We start from the raw sequence: 2,239 nt of genomic DNA on the forward strand, positions 1-2,239 counted from the left end.
GGGAACCTCCGCGTCCGCCGGAGGGGGTCGGCCACCGGGCGTGCGGGGTGGTCCCACGCACCGGCCCGGCCGCTCCGGGATCCGCCGCCCGCAGACCCCGGCACGGACACGTCGGCCCGATCGGGAACCCCGCGGCGGGGCAGGGGAGTCGGGTCAGTCCCGCCCGCCCCCGGACGCCCGGCCCGGCGCCGACCGCCGGACCGCGAAGACGGTGGTGTCGTCCACCAGGTGCCCGCCGCAGTGCCGCAGCGTCCCGTCGCGGACCAGGGCGACCAGACGGTACGGATCGGCGGTGCCGGGGTCGGCAGCCAGCGCGCGGGCCAGCACGTCGGCCAGCGGGTAGAACGCGCCGGTGGCGTCCCGGGCCTCGGTCACGCCGTCGGTGGACAGCAGCAGGGTCTCGTCGGCGCCGACCGGGACCCGCTGCACCGCCGGCCTGCCGCTGTCCGGGGCGAGATCGCCGAGGCCGAGCGGCAGCCGTTCGCCGGGCGGCAGCAGCCGGACGCCCGCCGGTCCGACCGCGAGCGGCGGATCGTGCCCGAAGTTGACGACCTCCACCGTGTCCGGGGCGTCGTCGGGGAAGCCGAGCAGCAGGGCGGTGGCGAACCGGTCGCCGTCCGCCCCGCCGAGCGCCGCCGTGAGGTCCCGGTGCCGCAGCATTCGCACCTCCAGGCGCTCGGCCACGACCGCCAGGTCCGCCTCGCGGTGGCCGGCCTCCCGGAACGTGCCGAGCAGCGCGGCCGCCGCCTCCACCGCGGCGAGCCCCTTGCCCTGCACGTCGCCGAGGAGGACCCGGGTGGCGGCGGGGCCGGGCTGGATGTCGTAGAAGTCGCCGCCGACGCGGGCCTCGGTGTCCGCGGCGAGGTAGACGGCCGCGTGGTCCAGCCCGCCGAAGCCCGGCGGGAGCGGGCGCAGCACGGTGCGCCGGGTGGTCTCGGCGACGTCCCGCATGTGCAGCATGCGCCGCTCACCGCGCACCCGGACCGTGCAGGCCAGCACGGCGAGCACCCCGCCCGCGGCGACGAGGATGAAGTCGGGGATGCCGGTCTGGTACTGGTGCGGCCAGGCGCTGTCCATGAGGACGTAGGTGACGACGGACAGCGCGGCGAACCCGGCCGTGGTCCACACCCCGCAGATCGCGGCGGAGATCCCGGGCACCAGCACGATCCAGGAGATGATCCGGAACTCGCCGGTGGTGTTCCAGTCGGCGACCCCGATCGCGACGAGCAGCAGCAGCGGCGGCACCCACGCGACACTGCGCCCGCGCACCCGCAGCAGCTGGCCGCGGTGCGGGACGTCCCCGCGACCGGTCCGCGGGGACCGGCCGGGCGGCCCGTGGCCCCCGCCGCCGTCGCTCACGGGGCTCAGCGAAGCACAGGCGGGCACGGGGCGCATCCGGGCCGCGGCGGCGTCCCGCGCGGCCGGACGGGAGCCCGCGCGACGAGGCCGGCGCGGCCGGAGGGGACAGCCCCGCGGCCGGACGGGAGCCCGCACCGCGGGGCCGCGACGCGGGCGCCGCCCGCTCACCGGCTCGGCGTGGGCCCCGCCCACCGACTTGCCCGTGGCCCTCTGCCCCGCCCACCGACTTGCCGTGGCCCCCTCCCCGGTGTGCTCTGGAAGGCGGGGGTGAAGAGAGAGGAGCGCTCTCATGGCTCAAGCGGCACTCGCACCCGGCGCCGGCACCCGCCACACCCGTCCGCCCAACCTGTTCGACGAGCGGACGCACGCGATCGCGCGGTGGGCCGTCCCGGCGGTCCTGGGGCTGGTCTACGGGTTCTGGGCCGCGGCCAACCAGCGCCACGGCGGGCCGATCACCGGCTGGAACCTGCTGTTCGGCTGGGTGACCGCGCTCGTGTTCATGCTGGCCATGGTCGGCGTCCTGTACCTCGCCCCGCGCCTGCGCCGCGAGCTGCACGCCCTCCTGTGGGGCGCCTTCACCGGCACCGCCGTGGGCTTCCTCTACGCGCAGACCGGGGACTCCCACTTCACCGCGATCTTCATCGGGCTGGGCTGCGCCGCGCTGATCGGCCTCTCGGTCTTCTACTGGGCCTACACGCACGAGGACGCGGCGGGCCACCACATCTGACCCCCGCCGGCACGGCCCCGCCCGGCCTGCCCCCCGCGCCCCGGGACCACGGGGGCCGCACGGGGTGACCGGGCGGGGCCGCGCGGGGTGACCGTGCGTCCCCCTGCGCGGCCGCGCCTTCCTTGCCCCTTGCCCTGCACGTCGCCGAGGAGG

At 77.7% G+C, this 2,239-nt stretch carries 2 protein-coding genes; one reads left to right on the forward strand and one right to left on the reverse strand.

Going from position 1 to position 2,239, the window contains the following annotated elements:
* Nucleotides 1-153: 153 nt before the first annotated feature.
* On the reverse strand, nucleotides 154-1,359 hold the full coding sequence (locus P3H78_RS33065; RefSeq protein ID WP_438828082.1) for a PP2C family protein-serine/threonine phosphatase: 1,206 nt from the start codon (nucleotides 1,357-1,359) through the stop codon (nucleotides 154-156).
* Nucleotides 1,360-1,648: 289 nt separating this feature from the next.
* Between P3H78_RS33065 and P3H78_RS33070 the strand changes: the two genes are divergently transcribed.
* Entirely contained in the window at nucleotides 1,649-2,086 is a 438-nt protein-coding gene (locus P3H78_RS33070) for a hypothetical protein (protein WP_276112867.1), read from the forward strand.
* Nucleotides 2,087-2,239: the final 153 nt, after the last annotated feature.

Origin of the sequence: Streptomyces tropicalis, assembly GCF_029269835.1 — a bacterium.
Lineage (GTDB): Bacteria > Actinomycetota > Actinomycetes > Streptomycetales > Streptomycetaceae > Streptomyces > Streptomyces tropicalis.

Excerpts from the sequence above, each read along its gene's own strand:
- P3H78_RS33070 (WP_276112867.1), top strand. The coding sequence starts at position 1,649 with ATGGCTCAAGCGGCACTCGCACCCGGCGCCGGCACCCGCCACACCCGT.